We start from the raw sequence: 15683 nt of genomic DNA on the forward strand, positions 1-15683 counted from the left end.
CAGGGGCCAATGATCGGCGTCTAGCCTGTTGCGATCGGCCAATCCCCCGCACCCGCCGTCGGCGAAAGGTTCACCCATGGACACCTGCACGCTGGGAAACCTCCTCGACGCGCTGGGCGGCTCCACGTTGCGCCTGCTCAGCGCCCCGCGCGGCCGCGCCGTCCCCGTCACCGAGGTACTGCTGCACGACCCGCACACGCCACTGCCGGAGCGGGCGCCGGGCGCGCTGCTCCTCGCCGTCGGCGTGCGCGCGGACGAGGCGGGGCCGCTGGTGCGGGCCGCCGGGCGGGCCGGGATGGCGGGCGTCGTGGTGCGCGGCGACGGGTCGCCGGCGGTGCCGGATGCCGAGGCGGCGGGCGCCGCACTGCTCGGAACGGACCGGGACGCCGCCTGGCACCAGGTGTTCCAGCTGCTGTCGTCCGTCGTCGGGGCGCACGGCGCGCGTACGGCGCCGCTGGGTGAGGACGCGCTGCCCGGTGATCTGTTCGCGCTGGCCAACGCCGTCGCGGCGGCCGTCGGCGGGGCGATAGCCGTGGAGGACCTCGGCCGCCAGATCCTCGCGTACTCGACCGTCCCCGGCCAGCCGGTCGACGAGACCCGGCGACAGGGCATCCTCGGCCGCCAGGTCCCCGGCAGCCCGGAGAACGACGACGACTACCGCCTCCTGTACGCCGCCGAGGGCCCGCTGAAACTTCCCGGGGTGACCGCCGACGAGCTGCCCCGCCTGGCCACCACCGTGCGCGCCGGAGGCGAGCTGCTCGGCTCGATCTGGGCGGTGGACACGGGGAGCCTGGCCGCCGACGCCGAGGACGCGCTGCGTCAGGGCGCGTCGGCCGCCGCGATGCTGCTGCTGCGGGCGCGGGCCGCCGACGAGCTGGCCCGGCACCTGAGCAGTGACCTGCTGCGCCGCCTGCTCGACGGCTCCATCGAACCGGCGGCGGCCGCGCACCGCCTCGGCCTCGCGCCCGACGCGCCGGTGCGGGTCGCGGCGTTCGCGCTCGCCGGCGCGGCGACCGCGCAGGACGGCGGGCAGGCGGCGCTGCGCCTCCTCGACCTCGTACGCCTCCAGTGCCAGACCCGCTACGGGCAGCACGCCTGCGTCCTGCTCGACGGCGTGGTGTACGCACTGCTGCCGGTGGTCGGGGCCGCCGATCACGCGGCCGAGCGGCATCTGCGGATCGCCGAGGACATCGTGCGGCGCGCGGAGGAAGCGCTGCGGATCTCCGTGCGGTCCGGGCTCGGGCACGCGGTGCCCGATGTCGGCGGGGTCCGGGACTCGCGCGCCGACGCCGATCTGGTGCTGCGGGTGCTTGGCGCCGGGGAGGTCGCGGACGCCGGTCAGGTGCGGGCGCAGACCTCGCTCCTCGTGCTCGGCGAGTTCCTGGCCGACCGCAGAGACCAGTCGGCGGGGCCCTGGCGGGACGTCCTCGCGCACGACGCCGAGCACGGTACGGAGTACGCCCGTACGCTCATCTGCTGGCTGGACGCGGGGTGCGACGCGGGACGCGCGGCGGAGCGTCTTGTCGTCCACCCCAACACCTGCCGCTACCGGCTGCGCAAGGTGCAGCGGCAGCTCGGGATCGACCTCGACGACCCGGACGAACGGCTCGTGCTGTGGGTGCAGTTGCGGACGCTGGCGGGACTACGAGGCTGAATCCTGGGTCAGTAGCCAGTCCCGCAGCCGCTCCTCGCACGCCCGCACCTGCGCCATCGGCACGAACTCCCCCGGTGTGTGCGCCAGTTGGGGGTCACCGGGTCCGCAGTTCAGCGCCGGTACGCCGAGAGCCGAGAAGCGTGCCACGTCGGTCCAGCCCAGCTTCGGCCGCGGTTCGACGCCCAGGGCCTTGACGAGTCCGGCCGCCATGAGCCGGTCGAGCCCCGGCAGCGCGCCCGGCTCGACCTCCGTGATCCGCACCTCGTACTCCGGGAAGAGCCCGCGCAGATACGCCTGCGCCTCCTCGGGCGAACGGCTGGGCGCGAAGCGGAGGTTGACCGTGACGACGCACTCGTCGGGCACGACGTTGGACGACACCCCGGCGTGCAGGGCGACGGCGTTGAGTCCCTCGCGGTACTCCAGGCCGTCGATGGTGATCCGCTCCGGGACGTGCGCGTGCAGCCGGGTGAGGACCTCGCCCGCGAGGTGCGCGGCATTGCTGCCCATCCAGGCGCGCGCGGTGTGCGCCCGCTGTCCCGGCACGAGGATGTCGGCCAGGAGGAAGCCCTGGCAGCCCGCCTCGACGCCTCCGTCGGAGGGTTCGAGGAGCAACGCCAGGTCGCCGGAGAGGAGTTCGGGGCGCTGGGCGGCGATCACCGCGAGGCCGTTGCGGTCACCGGCGATCTCCTCGCACTCGTAGAAGGCGAAGGTGACATCGCGGCTCAACGGCCTGCCCGCCACCGCGGCGGCCAGCTTCAGCGCGACGGCCACGCCACCCTTCATGTCGCAGGTACCGAGCCCGTACAGCCGCTCGCCGTCGCGGCACGCCGGTAGGTTGCCGGCCTCCGGGACGGTGTCGAGGTGTCCCGCGAGGACGACCCGCTCGGGTCGGCCGAGGTCGGTGCGGGCGACGACGGAGTTGCCGACACGCTCCACGTCCAGGCCCGTTAGCGCGCGCAGCGCCTCCTCCACGGCGTCGGCGAGCGGGCCCTCGGCGCCGCTCTCGGACGGCGTGTCGACCAGTGCCTCGGTGAGTGCGACGACGTCGGCGGCGAGGTCGAGGGGCACGGGTGGTCTCCTTCGCGTCTGCGGTGCGGGGTGTCCGCGGGGATGTGCCCACCATGCTCGGACGGCGATCTCCGCAGCGGGTTGTGGCATCGGCCAACACCCCATGCCGCTCTTGTGCCGATCGGCCAATGTGCGGGACCCGCCCGTCCCGAAGGATCCGCACCCTCACCGACCACGTCGTACAGGAGGACCCATGGGCCCTGTGGCCACTCAGCTGTGCCGCCGCAAACCTCTGGACAGCATCGTCGCCGATGCCGAGGGCCCGGCGCAGGGCGGCCCCCGCCTGGAGCGCACCATGGGTCTGGGGCGGCTGACGCTGCTCGGGATCAGCTCCGTGCTCGGCACGGGCATCTTCTTCGTCCTCGGCACGAGCGTGCCCACGGCCGGCCCTGGCGTCGTGCTGTCGTTCGTCATCGCGGGCACCGTCGCCGCCCTCGCGGCGCTCTGCTACGTGGAGTTGGCCGGGGCGATCCCGGTGGCGGGCAGCACGTACTCGTACGCGTACGCCTCGCTGGGTGAGGGCATCGCGTACCTGGTCGCGTGGTGTCTGGTCCTGGAGTACGGGGTGGCGGTGTCCACCGTCGCGGTCAGCTGGGGCCAGTACCTGAGCGAGGTCTCGGACGCGCTCTTCGGTGTCACGCTGCCCGACGCGATCAGTCAGCCGCCGGGCGCGGGCGGCGTGGTGAACGTCCCGGCCATCGTGGTCGTCCTCGCGTGCACGGCGCTGCTGGCCCGCGGCACCAGGGAGTCCGTCCTGGTCAACTCGGTCCTGGTGTGCGTGAAGCTGGGCGTCCTCGTGATGTTCGTGGCGGTGGCGTTCACCGCCTTCCAGGCCGACCGGTTCACCGACTTCGCGCCGCACGGCATGGGCGGCATCACCGCGGCGGCCTCGGCGGTCTTCTTCTCGTACGTGGGTTTCGACACGGTCTCCACGGCGGGCGAGGAGGTCCGCGATCCGCGCCGCACCATCCCGCTGGCACTCCTGCTGACGCTCGTCGTGGTGACGACGCTCTACATCCTGGTCGCGGTCGCCGGCATCGGCGCGCAGCCGGAGGGGGCGTTCGCGCGCCAGGAGGCGGCGGGCGAGGCGGTGCTCGCGGAGATCCTCACGACGGTCACCGGCTCCGGGACCGCCGCCCTCGTCCTGTCCGCGGGCGCGGTCGTCTCCATCTTCAGCGTCGTCCTCGTCACCCTCTACGGGCAGACCCGCATCCTGTTCTCGATGGCGCGCGACGGCCTCGTCCCGCAGGTCTTCCGCCGGGTGGACCGCAAGCGGCACACCCCCGCGGCCAACTCCTGGGTCGTGGGCGCCGCGGTCGCGGCGCTTGCCGGGTTCGTCCCGCTCCAGGAGCTGGCCGATCTGACCAGCATGGGCACGCTGATCGCCTTCGTGGCGGTGGCCGCGGCGGTGATGGTGCTGCGCCGCATCGCCCCGGACGCCCCGCGCCCCTTCCGGGTCCCGCTCTACCCGCTGGTCCCGATCCTCACCGCCGCGGCCTGCTGCTACCTCGCCTACCAACTGCCGGGCCTGACCTGGAAGCTGTTCCTGGGCTGGCTGTCGCTCGCGGCGGTGCTGTACCTGGCGTTCGGGCGGCGCAGGTCGACGCTGCGGGAGGAGACGCCTGCAGCGGCGAGTTGAGCGCGGGGTCCTCAGCGGGTCTGGAGGTCGGCCAGGGCGTGCGCCACGTCGGCCGACGCCGGGTAGAGGTCGCGGTACAACGCGTACAGCTCGTCGTAACGCTCCGTCACCTCCGGGCGGGGCGCGACGCGTTCGGCGACGGGGTTCCAGTCGTCGATGCGGGCGTCGTCCGTGACGAGCTGTGCGGCGAGCAGCGCTCCTCCGTAGGAGGCGCCGACGGAGGTCGTCCGCACCTCCTGCGTACGCCCGGTGACATCGGAGACGATCTGGGTCCACAGCCGCCCCTGCGTGCCGCCGCCGACGGCGACGACGCGACGGATGTCACCGCCCGCGGCTTCCAGTGCCTCGATGTTGTGCCGCACACCGAAGGCGGTGGCCTCCAGGGCGGACCGGTACAGGTCGCCGCGCGTGTGGCCGAGGGTCAGTCCTGCGATGACACCACGGGCGCGCGGGTCGTCGACGGGGGTGCGCTCCCCGGCGAAGTACGGCAGCATCAGCAGGCCGTTCGCGCCGGGCCCCGACTTCTCGGCGAGGCCCAGCAGTTCGGGGTAGTCGACGTCGCCGAACAGGTCGCGCAGCCAGCCGGTGACGGCGCCGGAGGTGGCCATGCCGCCCGCGAGGTTGCGGGTGCCGGGCAGGGCGCCGACCGTGCTCCACAGCGCCGGGTCGCGCAGCAGATCGGGCACGGTGTGCACGAGGAACATGGTCGTCCCGTACATCAGCATCAGGTCACCGACGCCGTGCGCCCCGACGCTGAGCGCCTCGGCCCAGGCGTCCACGGTGCCGGTGGTGACAGGGATGCCGACGGGCAGGCCGGTGGCACGGGCGGCCTCGGCGGTGACCGTGCCGGCCGCCTCACCGGACCAGCGCAGCGGCGGGAGTTCGAGGCCGGGCGCGATCCGCTCGGCCCACGGGGCGTACCAGTCGCGGGCCAGGGTGTCGTAGAGCGGGGTGGACTGGCTGGCGGAGTGGTGGTCGAGAACGTAGGCGCCGGTGAGCTTGCGGGCCAGCCAGGAGCTGGGCATGTACAGGCGCCGGGCGCGGGCGAACAGCTCCGGTTCCTCGTCGGCGACCCACGCCACCTTGGCGCCCGCCGCCTGCGACGTGAGCCGCGATCCGCCCCGGCGTGCGATCTCGTCCGCCCCCAACTCCCGCTCAAGACGCTCGATCTGGGCGACGGACCGGGTGTCGACCCCGTACAGGATCGCGGGCCGCAACGGCGTGTCGTCACCGTCGGTGAGCAGCACGCAGGGCCCCATGCCGCTGACACCTACGGCGACCACATCCGTGTCCTGGGCGGACGCCAACTCACGGGCGAGGGAGACGAATTCCTCCCACCACACCTCCCCCGACATCTCCACGTGCCCGGGCGCGGGACGGTCGACGGTGTGTTCGCGGACGGCGGTGTGCAGCACGGTGCCGTCGAGGGCGACGAGGATTCCCTTGCTGCTGGACGTGCCGATGTCCACGCCGATGACTGCTGACTGGGGCATGGTGGCCCACCCTTTCTGGTGCTACTTCAGGCCGGAGGTCTTAATGGATTCGACCATCTGGCGCTGGAAGACGAGAAAGAGGGCGAGCATGGGGACGACCGCGACCACGGCGGCGGCCAGCACGTAGTTCCAGTTCGCGCCGTACTGCGTGCTGAACGAGGCGATGCCCACCTGGGTGACTGTCAGAGCCTCACTGTTGGTGGCGACCAGCGGCCATGCGAAGGCGTTCCAGTTCGCGAGGAAGAAGAAGACCGACAGCGCGGAGAGGATCGGCCGGGACAGCGGCAGGATGACGCTCCAGTACACCCGCCAGTACCCGCAGCCGTCGACGATCGCCGCCTCCTCCAACTCCTTCGGGATACCGAGGTAGAACTGGCGGAGCAGAAAGATCCCGAAGGCGTTGAAGAGCGGCGGGACGATGAGTGCCGCGTAGCTGTCGAGCATTCCCAGCGTGCGGACGACGACAAACAGCGGGATCAGGATGACGGGTGCGGTGATCAGCAGCGTCGAGAAGATGACCACGAAGATGCCGTCCCGCCCCGGGAACTTGAGCCGGGCGAGCGCATAGGCGGCCATCGAGTGGAAGAGCAGGGCCACCACTGTGATCACTGCCGCCGTGATGAAGCTGTTGAACAGCCAGCGTGCGAACGGCACTTCGGTGAAGACGTAGGCGAAATTTCCCCAGGTGAGATCAGTGGGAATCAACTTGCCGTCGGTGACCGTGGCACGGGTCTTGACGGACGCGGTGATCATCCAGAGCACCGGGAAGATGCTGACGGCGGCCAGCACGAACGCCAGGGCGACCAGGCCGGCGCGGCGGCCGAAGGGACGCCGGGAGGGGCCGCCCGCGGTGCGTGCCGTCCTCACCAGGGTCGCGGTGTCACTGCTCATCGTCGAACCTCCCACCCTTGGTCACCTTGAAGATCAGTCCGGAGAGGGCGACCATGATCAGCACCAGGAACGACCCCAGCGCCGCGGCGTACCCGTACTCGCCGAACACGAAGGCCTGTTGGTAGATGTAGAACATCGCCACAGCGGTGCCGTTGGCCGGGCCACCGGACGTCAGCACGAAGACCAGGTCGAAGGTTCCGGTGATGGCCGCGACGGTGGTCATGATCAGTACGAAGAAGCTGGTCGGCCGCAACAGCGGCCAGGTGATCCGACGGAAGGCCGTCCAGGCGCCCGCACCGTCGAGCTTCGCCGCCTCGTACAGCTCCTGGGGGATCTCGTTGAGCCCCGCCAGAAAAATGATCATGTAGTAGCCCATCATGTACCAGACGGTCACGGCGATGACGGCGTACAGCGCGAGGTCGGGATCCCCCAGCCAGGACAGCGGGTCCATGCCGAGGGCGCCGCCCGCCTTGTTCACCACGCCCGTCTGCTCGTCGAGCATGAACTTCCACAGCAGGCCGACGACGACCAGGCTGAGCATGTGCGGCAGGAAGAACGCCGTGCGGTAGGCGGCCATACCCGGCAGCTTCTGCTTCATCAGCACGCCGAGCGCGAGGCTGACACAGAAGAGGGTGGGCACGAGGATCACCACGTACTTCGCCGTCACCCCGATCGAGGACCAGAAGTACGGATCGTGCAGCATCCGCTCGTAGTTGCCGAGGCCCACCCACTCGTAGCTGCCGAAGCCCGAGACCTGGAAGAAGCTCAGCGCGATCGACAGGAACATGGGCAGCACGACGAAGACACCGAGCCCGATGCCGTCGGGCAGCAGGAACAGCGCGGCGGCCAGCCATTCCCTGCGGGTCCGGGACATCTGGCGACGCGGGGGCGGGGCGGGCTCGGCGGCGGCCGCGGCCGCCTGTCTGTTCGTCGACTGCGAAGTCTGTGAAGCGACGCTCGTCATATCAGGCTCGCCCCCTGGTAGCTCTGCATGAAAGCCTCGATGCTCTGCGCGGCCCGGTCCGTCTCGCCTGCCACGCCCTTGCCGGCCAGCATCGTGGCCTGAATGGCGTCGGAGACCGCCTTGTAGACCACGGGTGGGTAGCGGGGTTCGGCGCGGCCGCCGGGGAAGATCTCTTCCTTGAACTTCTTCATCGCCCAGAAGTCGTAGCCGCCCTTGGCGGCCGCCCGTTCCAGAGCCGACGTACGGGGCGAGATGTCGGACTTGGAGCCGGTGCACCAGTCGACGGTCCGTCCGATCGACTCGTCGTTCATCCCACCGAGGGCCCAGGCACAGAACTCCGCCGCGACCTCGGGGTCACTGCCCTGAGTGCTGGCGCAGAAGGACCAACCGCCGAGGACGGTGGCGTACTTGCCACCACTGGGTACCGGCAATTTGAAGACGCCGTACTTCTGCTTGGGCGCGGAGGTCCGGAACCCGGAGATCTCCCAGATCCCGCTCTGCCACATCCCCGCGAGCCCGGAGGTGAAGGCGGTGATCGGGTCGTCGGCGGCGGGCATGGTGCGTGGCGCGATCCCCGCCCGGACGGCGTCCTGCCACAGCGCGAGCGCCTGCCGTGCGGCCTTGGAGTCGAAGCCGACCCGCCCCTGCTCGTCGACGACCTCACCGCCGCCCTGCCACAGCCACGGGTACCACGTGAAGTTCTGGTAGTAGCCGGGGTCGGTCTGGAAGACGAGCCCCGCACCGGCCTTGGCGCGCAGCTTGTCGCCCGCGTCGAGCAGGGCGTCCCACGTGGTCGGGATGTCCCCTTCGGAAAGGCCTGCCTTCTCCCAGACGGGGACGTTGTAGTACATGGCCAGCGGCTCGACCTCCATCGGCAGGGCGTAGACCTTGCCGTCGACCATGCGGCTGACGAGGCTGTTGCCGTAGTCCTCGACGACCCCCTTGTCCAGATGCGGGGTGAGGTCGGCGAGGATGCCGCCGTTGTAGTAGCGCAGGAAGTCGCCAGGACTGAGCAGGAAGATGTCGGGGCCCGCCTCGGAGGCGAAGGCGGTGACCATCTTCGAGCCCTGGTAGCTGTCACCGGGCACGTAGTACAGCTCGACCTTGACGTCGTGGTCGGCGTTCCAGTCCTTCACGAGGTCCTGGAACCACTTCGCGCGCGCCCGGTCCGCCGGTTCGGGCGAGTGGGCATCGTAGAAGTACCAGAACTTCAGCGACCTGCCGTCCGCCGTGGCCGGCCCGCCGCAACCGCTCAGCAGCGGTGCGGCCGCACCTGCCGCCGCGAGCCCGGCGGCACCGCCGAGGAAGCGGCGGCGGGACGGCGTCACGGCGCCCTTGCCGTGTCGGGGCATGGTGTGCTCCCGTCTCTCTCTGGGGGTGTGGGTACGTGCCTGCCTACGAAGGGGTGGTGCGGGGTACCGGTCCGGGCCGGCTACATGTGCGTGTCGACCTCAAGGTCGAGCAGGTCCGGAGTGGGCGGGAGGCCCGAGCCTGCGGGGCGGTCCAGGTAGAAGAGGGACGTCGACGCGATGTCGTCGTGGTTCGCGCGATAGCGGTGCGGAAGGCCGTTGCCATGGCCGCGGCCGATGCCGAGGCACTGCACCGTGACACGCAGGTCGTCCTGGAAACGGACAGGGTCGAGGACGTGCCAGCGGTACATCCCGAACCGCTGCTGGCTGTCGTAGAGTCCGTCCGGCCTGAGGATCTGATGGAGGCCGAGGTAAGGGGTGGTGAACTCCGTGTAGCCCTGGCCGGGGACGTCGAAGTTCCAGGCGCCGCCGAAGTAGTCTTCGGTCCCCGTGCCGCAGATGGTCGGCCACTGCTCGTCGCCGTCCAGGAAGAACTTCAGCTCGCCCTCACCCCACCAGCCGGGGCTGTTGACGGCCCAGGCGAGGTACGTGCCGACGTACTGGCCCTTGCCTTCGACGCCTTCGAGGAGCGTGTGGTCGATGCCGGCCGTGACCGGGTTGCTGCGCCGCCACTGGGCGTGGAAGTAGGCGGCGTCGTCGGCGACTTCGCCCAGTTCGTAGTCGACCTGGTAGTAGAGCGTGAGCTGCTCCGGAGCCAGGTTCTCCAGCGTGATCCGGGCCCCCCGGCGAAACGGCATCGGCCAGTACGCGTTGAGCCCGCCGTTCGGATTCGCTGCCACGGGGATGGAACTGACCTGGCTGAAGACGTTCCAGCCGTTGCAGAAGAAGTCACCGAGCGGTACCTCGACGGCCGGGGTGTCCTCGCCCTCCCAGTAGAAGCGCAGCAGCGTCTGGCGCCAGGCGGTGTGCGGAGCCGTGGTGCACCAGATGTGGGTGATCGTGCCGGGTCCCTCGATGTCGGCGAGGACTACGGTCTCGCCCGCCGCGATGTCGATGCTCGGCGAGACCTTCCAGCCGCGGCCGAGCCTGCTCGCGGCCCGCGCGCCGGTGCCCTCGGTCGCCATGCCGCCTGCGCCCTTGGCGCCCGTGAAGTTCTCCGCGCTGATAGAGCGGGTGACCGCGCTGGTGGTGCGGGCGAGGCCGTTAAGTCCGGGGGCGATGCTCATCGGGGCTCCGTCGTTTGAAATCGATTTCGCGCGACATCACGGAGGTTCCCTCCGTCAATGTCTGGAATGCCGAGCTGAGGAATCCGCACCCGTTGCGGGTCGCGGTCGAACATCTTGAAATCCGTTTCACGGGAACGTAGGTTTCCCGCCAGACACTGTCAAGAGTTCGCGTGGGAACGGGAGTTGATCAGGCGGACAATGTCCGCACCACCGGGCACAGCAGGTATCGCGGGGCCGTCTCCCCCGCCTGGACGAGGGGCTGCGTGAGAGGTCTGTGGCGACGATCTACGACGTGGCGCGCGAGGCCGGGGTCTCCCCCGCCACCGTGTCTCGGGTCTTCAACGGCGGGCGGGTCACCGCTGAGCGCGCCGCGACCGTGCGCGCCGCCGCGGCCGTGCTCGGCTTCGCGCCCAACCGGGTCGCCCGCTCCCTGCGGATGCAGCGCGCCTCCGTGATCGGCCTGATCATCCCGGACATCGGCAACCCGTTCTTCACCGCGCTGGCCCGCGGCGTCGAGGACGCGGCGCAGGAGACCAACCTGTCGGTGGTGCTGTGCAACACGGACGAGGACGTCGACAAGGAGCACCGCTATCTGGAGGTGGCCTCGGCCGAGCAGATGGCCGGGGTGATAGTCGCCGCCGCCTCCCGCCACCGCACCGACCTGTCCGCGCTCGTCGACCGGGGCACCCCGGTGGTCGCGGTCGACCGGCGCCCACGCGGCGCCTCCGTCGACGCCGTCATGATGGACAACCGGCACGGCGGCGAGGAGGCCACCGAACATCTGCTGGCTCGTGGCTACCGGCGTATCGCCTGCATCGCGGGCCCCGAGGGCGCGTCCACCTCCGACGAACGCCTCGCCGGGTATCGGGCGGTGCTGCGCGACCACCTGGGCGACAGCGGACAGCCGGGCGAGCCACCGCCCGAGTACGTCGTGCACGGGGACTTCCGGGTGGATGGGGGGCGCGCGGCGATGGAGCGGTTGCTGGCGCTGCCCGAGCCGCCGGACGCGGTGTTCGTGGCCAACAACCTCATGACGGTGGGCGCGCTCGCGGCGCTGCGTGAGGCCGGGCTCGAACCGCCTGGCACCGGACTGCTCTCGTTCGGCGACGTGCCGTGGCCGGAACTGGTCACGCCGTCCCTCAGTTCGGTACAACTCCCTTCGTACGAGCTGGGGTTCGCGGCCGCGCAGCTGCTGCAGGAGCGCATCGCGGGGACCGCGAAGCCGCTGCAGACGGTGGTGCTGCGCACCTCGCTCCAGACCCGGGAGTCCACGAGCGGCCCCGCACCCGACTGACCGCACACATCACACAAGTACACCGGAACCCCCGAAGGAAAGGACCCCCGCATGACGCGCATCGTCCGCTTCGCCGACGACACCGGGACCGTGAGGACAGGGGTCGCCGACGCGGCCGGCGCGATCCGTCGCTTCGACGGGGCGCCCCGCGTCGCCGACCTGCTGCGGCTGCCGGTCGACGGGCTGCGGGAGTTGGTGGAGGCGACCGGCGCGCGGCGGCAGCCAGATGCCGAGGAGGCCGACGTGCTCCTGCTGCCGCCGATGGACGGCCTCATGGAGCTGTGGGCGGCCGGCGTGACGTACGAGCGCTCGCGTGAGGCCCGTGTCGAGGAGAGCACCGAGCAGTCCGTGTACGAGCGGGTCTATGACGCCGAGCGGCCCGAGTTGTTCTTGAAGGCGCTGCCGTGGCGCCTGGTCACCGACGGCGAACCGATCGCGGTGCGGGACGACTCGGAGCTGAACGTGCCGGAGCCGGAGCTCGGGGTGGTGCTCAACCAGGCGGCCCGGACGGTCGGTTACGTGATCGTGGACGATGTCAGCTCGCGCTCCATCGAGGGCGAGAATCCGCTCTATCTGCCGCAGGCGAAGATCTACGCCGGGAGCGCGGCGGTGTCCTCGGGCATCGTCCCGGTGTGGGAGGTCGATGCGCCGCAGGCGCTGAAGATCTCGCTGACCGTGTGGCGGGGCGGGGTCGCCGCGTTCCGGGGTGCGATCTCGACGGCCGCGTTCCACCGCTCGCCCGAGGAGCTGGCGGAGTACTTGTGGCGGTGTCAGCCGTTCCCCGACGGTGCCGTGCTGTCCACCGGGACCGGGATCGTGCCGGAGATCGACTTTACTCTGCGCGCGGACGACCTGGTCGAGACGGCCATCGACGGGGTGGGCGTGCTGACCAACCATGTGTGCGTCGGCCGGGACCGACTCGACTGGCTGGTCGAGGCAGTGGACCGTCCGCTCGTCCGCCGCGCCGTCCGCCGGTGACACACACCTTCCGGCTTCTACGGCGTCCCGAACCAGCGGTGCAGCGCCGCCTCCAGTCCGTGCACGTCGCCTCGGCCGTGCCCGGTCCAGGCGACGTGGGTGTCGGGTCGCAGCAGCATGCCCGTCGCGTCGGTGCCGTCCGCCGTGCCGGTGATGACGTCGACGCGGTCGTGCCAGGGCTTCGCCACGTCGGCGAAGCCACCACCGAGGTCGAGGAGCAACGGGCGTGCGGTGGCGGTCAGTTCGGAGAGCCGGTGGGTCCCGGTGGTGGTGTGCACGACGAGGTCGGGCGCGAAGCCCTCGGTGGTGCCGGCGATGAGGTGGGCGACGCGTTCCGTGCCCGCGGGCGTGGCCAGCAGCTCGCCGAAGACGGTCCGCAGCGCGGTGACCTCCGGTCCTGGGCGCAGCAGCGCCGACTGGGCCAGGGTCGAGTCCACGACGCGTTCGGCGACGGGGCGGCGCTCCTCGTCGTACGTGTCGAGCAGGTCCGCGGGCGCCCACCCGCGCACCGTGGCGGCCAGTTTCCAGCCGAGGTTGACGGCGTCCTGAAGGCCCAGGTTGAGGCCCGGTCCTCCGATCGCCGAGTGCACGTGGGCCGCGTCCCCGAGCAGCAGGATCCGCCCTTCCCGGTAGCGGTCCGCGAGCCGGGTGTTGCCTCCGACGAGGCGGCGCAGCAGGTGCGGTCCCTCGCCGTCGGGCGGGAGTACGGGGAGGGGTGCGCCCAGGACGCGTTCGGCGCTGTCGAGCAGTTCCTGGAAGGTCATCGGAGCGGACCGGTCGTCGTCCGGTGACTCGACCTCCGTGGTGTGGATGCTCGCGGGGCGGCCGGGCAGCCGGGCCCAGACGATGGTCCCGCGCTCGGTACGCACGTACATGGTGGGCGGCAGCGTCCCGTAGCCGGGGACGATCAACTCGCCCCGCGGGCCCAGGTGTTCGTCGCGCGCGGACACGTTTGCAGAACGTGACACGAAGTCGTCGTTGGTGACTCCGGGAAAGCCGATTCCGGCCAGGCGGCGCACGGTGCTGCGCCCTCCGTCGGCCGCCACCAGGTAGCGGGTGTCGAGGTGTTCCCCGCTCGCGAGGGTCACCCGGACCGAGTCGGCGTCCTGGCGCACATCGGTGACTTCCTGGCCCATACGCAGGTCGACCCCGAGTTCGGCGGCTCGTTCGCCGAGCACCTCCTCGATCCGAACTTGCGGCACGGGGAGGATGCCCACCGGGTTGTTCTGTAGCCGGTGGAGTTCCAGGGGGAACGCGCCGAACATGTAGCGGGGCACGGGCCGTACGGGTTCGTCGGAGCCGCTGATCCGGGCGTACAGGCCGCGCCGGTCGAGCATCCGCACCACCTGGCCCACCAGCCCGTTCGCCCGGGGTTCCGTCTTCGGCCCGGTGAGCCGCTCGACGACGACCGGGCGGACCCCGGCGAGCGCCAGTTCAGCGGCGAGCATCAGCCCGTTGGGGCCGCCGCCCGCAATGATCACGTCGAACATGACATGCCTCCCTAAGGGACTGTGGGGCTGAGGGGCCTAGAGGCTGCGGGGCTAAGGGGTCGGCAGACCTGCGGCCAGCATCGTGAGGGCCGATCGCAGCAGCGCCTCCATCGACATCGTCTCCTCCGCACCGCCGTGCAGGAACAGGTCGATCGCGGCACTGTTGGCGGCGGTCACGCTCGCGGCCACCAGGCGGGGGTAGAGATCCACGTCGACGGACGTGCCCGTGCGGTCGGCGATCGCCGCGGCGAGTTCACCCTCCGCGACCTTGCCCGCCCGCAGCATCTCGGCCTGCAACGCCGGCTCCGCCACCATCACCCGCAGCCCCGCCGCCCAGTCGGCCGGCTCCTGCGGCGGCATTTCCCGTACCTCGGGGCCCGGCTCCAACTGCCGTAGCACCGCTTGGGAGATGACCTCCCACAAGGGCTCACCCGCCGGCGCGGACCGCACTTCGGCGGCCACCCGCAGGGAGCGCTGGAGGTGACGGAAGGCGATCGCCTCCGCCTTGCTGGAGAAGTAGTTGTTGAAGGTGCGCGGCGAGACGCCGACCGCATCGGCGATGTCCTCGACCCGGACGTCGTCGAGCCCGCGCTCCACGGTGAGCCTGATCGCGGCCCAGCTCAGCGCCGTTCGCGTGGCTTCCTTTTTGCGCTCCCTCAATCCGCTCATGGCACCACAGTAGCAAATAATGCGTGCCACGCAATAATTCTCACCGAGAATTATTGCGTGGCACGCATTTATCGATCCGTGGCGCGGCCGCTAGGCGGCGCGCAGATCGAGGGCCGGGGCGAGTCCCCGCAGCGCCGGCAGCGGGTCGGCGGAGTGGTCGTCGCCGAGGACCTGGACGACCACCTGGTCGGCGCCCGCGTCCAGGTGCGCCCGTACGCGCGCGGCGACGGCCTCCGCGTCACCCATGGCCACCATGGCCTCGGCCAGCCTGTCCGAGCCGCCGACGACCACATCCGACTCGTCGAAGCCCTGACGCAGCCAGGAATTGCGGTAGTTGGGCAGCTGCGAGTACATGTGCAGGTGCTGGTGTGCACGCCGCAGGCCGGTCTCCCGGTCCGTGGTGAGCGCGACGGCCTGCTCGCTGACGACCCACTTGTCGGGGCCCAGCTGCTCACGGGTGGACGCGGTCTGCTCCGGGGTCACCAGGTACGGGTGCGCCCCGTCGGCCGCCTTGCCGGACAGCTCGATCATCTTCGGGCCCAGGGCGGCAAGGAGCCTCGCCGGGCGCTGCCCGCCCGGCTCCACCGCGTCCGGCACCGCGTCCATGGTCCGCAGGTACTCCCGCATGGTGGCCAGCGGCTTGCTGTAGGAACCGGCGTAGCTGTGTTCCACCAGCGGGGCGTGGCTGACGCCGAGGCCGAGCACGAACCGGCCCGGGTGCAGCGCGCCGAGCGTCCGGGCGCCCGCTTCGCTCGCCGGGGCGCTGCGGGCGTGGATGTTGGCGATCCCGGTGCCGACCACCAGCCGTTCGGTGCCGCCCAGCAGGGCGGCGGCTTGCGTGAAGGTCTCCTTGCCTCCGGCCTCGCCGTAGAACAGCGAGGCGTAGCCGAGGTTCTCGATCTCACGGGCTCGGGCGACGACGTCGTTGATCGACCACCCGTCACTGGTCCACCAGACGCCGACACGCGAACTGAAATTGATGTTGGCCATGCCCCCGAGGCTACCCA

The 15683-nt window shown here is 71.0% G+C and carries 13 protein-coding genes; 4 read left to right on the forward strand and 9 right to left on the reverse strand.

All coding sequences use genetic code 11. The features are described from left to right. Positions 1–76 precede the first annotated feature (76 nt). On the forward strand, positions 77–1654 hold the full coding sequence (locus ACFYWS_RS02520; protein ID WP_389268666.1) for a PucR family transcriptional regulator: 1578 nt from the start codon (positions 77–79) through the stop codon (positions 1652–1654). On the opposite strand, the gene dapE is transcribed toward ACFYWS_RS02520, so the two are convergent. Then, the gene (gene dapE / locus ACFYWS_RS02525) at positions 1643–2722 is read right to left on the reverse strand and encodes a succinyl-diaminopimelate desuccinylase (protein WP_389268668.1); all 1080 of its coding nucleotides are present in this window, start codon (positions 2720–2722) and stop codon (positions 1643–1645) included. The two genes, ACFYWS_RS02520 and dapE, sit on opposite strands and share 12 nt — an antisense overlap. A gap of 193 nt (positions 2723–2915) precedes the next feature. On the opposite strand from dapE, the gene ACFYWS_RS02530 reads away from it, so the two are divergent. Beyond that, complete coding sequence (locus ACFYWS_RS02530; RefSeq protein WP_389268670.1) at positions 2916–4361, forward strand: APC family permease; 1446 nt, start codon at positions 2916–2918, stop codon at positions 4359–4361. Positions 4362–4372: 11 nt separating this feature from the next. Here ACFYWS_RS02530 and ACFYWS_RS02535 read toward each other — a convergent pair whose 3' ends face one another. From ACFYWS_RS02535 to ACFYWS_RS02555, 5 genes are all read right to left on the reverse strand, one after another. Further along, positions 4373–5854, reverse strand: coding sequence for an FGGY-family carbohydrate kinase (locus ACFYWS_RS02535; protein WP_389268672.1), 1482 nt, complete (start codon positions 5852–5854; stop codon positions 4373–4375). A 21-nt stretch (positions 5855–5875) separates the two neighbouring features. Continuing rightward, the gene (locus ACFYWS_RS02540) at positions 5876–6745 is read right to left on the reverse strand and encodes a carbohydrate ABC transporter permease (protein ID WP_389268674.1); all 870 of its coding nucleotides are present in this window, start codon (positions 6743–6745) and stop codon (positions 5876–5878) included. Further along, complete coding sequence (locus ACFYWS_RS02545; protein ID WP_389268676.1) at positions 6735–7619, reverse strand: carbohydrate ABC transporter permease; 885 nt, start codon at positions 7617–7619, stop codon at positions 6735–6737. The genes ACFYWS_RS02540 and ACFYWS_RS02545 overlap by 11 nt, the downstream gene beginning before the upstream one ends. An 86-nt stretch (positions 7620–7705) precedes the next feature. Continuing rightward, on the reverse strand, positions 7706–9061 hold the full coding sequence (locus tag ACFYWS_RS02550) for an ABC transporter substrate-binding protein (protein WP_389268678.1): 1356 nt from the start codon (positions 9059–9061) through the stop codon (positions 7706–7708). An 80-nt stretch (positions 9062–9141) separates the two neighbouring features. Then, positions 9142–10245, reverse strand: coding sequence for a glycoside hydrolase family 172 protein (locus tag ACFYWS_RS02555; protein WP_389268680.1), 1104 nt, complete (start codon positions 10243–10245; stop codon positions 9142–9144). Positions 10246–10519: 274 nt separating this feature from the next. Between ACFYWS_RS02555 and ACFYWS_RS02560 the strand changes: the two genes are divergently transcribed. Then, positions 10520–11539, forward strand: a complete 1020-nt coding sequence (locus ACFYWS_RS02560; RefSeq protein ID WP_389268682.1) for a LacI family DNA-binding transcriptional regulator — start codon at positions 10520–10522, stop codon at positions 11537–11539. Between the two features lie 51 nt (positions 11540–11590). Further along, on the forward strand, positions 11591–12517 hold the full coding sequence (locus ACFYWS_RS02565; RefSeq protein WP_389268684.1) for a fumarylacetoacetate hydrolase family protein: 927 nt from the start codon (positions 11591–11593) through the stop codon (positions 12515–12517). A gap of 17 nt (positions 12518–12534) precedes the next feature. On the opposite strand, the gene ACFYWS_RS02570 is transcribed toward ACFYWS_RS02565, so the two are convergent. The 3 genes from ACFYWS_RS02570 to ACFYWS_RS02580 all read right to left on the reverse strand — a co-directional run bounded on the left by ACFYWS_RS02570 (position 12535) and on the right by ACFYWS_RS02580 (position 15666). Next, entirely contained in the window at positions 12535–14007 is a 1473-nt protein-coding gene (locus ACFYWS_RS02570) for an FAD-dependent monooxygenase (protein WP_389268686.1), read from the reverse strand. Positions 14008–14058: 51 nt separating this feature from the next. Then, the gene (locus ACFYWS_RS02575; protein ID WP_389268687.1) at positions 14059–14676 is read right to left on the reverse strand and encodes a TetR family transcriptional regulator; all 618 of its coding nucleotides are present in this window, start codon (positions 14674–14676) and stop codon (positions 14059–14061) included. Between the two features lie 90 nt (positions 14677–14766). Next, a complete protein-coding gene (locus ACFYWS_RS02580; RefSeq protein WP_389268689.1) occupies positions 14767–15666 on the reverse strand; it encodes an LLM class F420-dependent oxidoreductase in 900 nt (299 codons plus the stop codon). Positions 15667–15683: the final 17 nt, after the last annotated feature.

Source organism: Streptomyces sp. NPDC002795, from assembly GCF_042888725.1.
Lineage (GTDB): Bacteria > Actinomycetota > Actinomycetes > Streptomycetales > Streptomycetaceae > Streptomyces.